The organism is Psychroserpens mesophilus, assembly GCF_050617655.1.
GTDB lineage: Bacteria > Bacteroidota > Bacteroidia > Flavobacteriales > Flavobacteriaceae > Psychroserpens > Psychroserpens mesophilus_A.
Genome location: NZ_JBODQC010000404.1, coordinates 1 through 245, shown reverse-complemented (window position 1 = coordinate 245; position 245 = coordinate 1). Strand labels below are relative to the sequence as shown.

At 44.9% G+C, this 245-nt stretch carries 1 protein-coding gene; it reads right to left on the bottom strand.

From position 1 onward, the window contains the following. Positions 1-196: DUF1573 domain-containing protein (locus tag ACRHNM_RS17785; protein ID WP_431137973.1), on the bottom strand; the 196-nt coding region annotated here is incomplete at its 3' end. Positions 197-245 lie beyond the last annotated feature (49 nt).

The following is a 245-nucleotide window of genomic DNA, read 5'->3' as shown; positions in this document are numbered from 1 at the left end:
TGGAACTCACCTTGCTGATGACCAGGGGTGCATTGCCGGTATTCGTAAATTCAAATACGCGGAGGCCGTCGCTTCCCTTGTCAATCTCACCGTAGTCGACCGTTTCTGTCTTGAATTCGATCTTTGCAGTTTTTTCCTGTGCGGAAACACTCCAAGTCAGTAGGCCTACAAACAATAGAATTACTACTTTTTTCATTGTGGTTCATTTTGGGTGAACTTCAAATGTAGCCATTGAGGCAGGAACA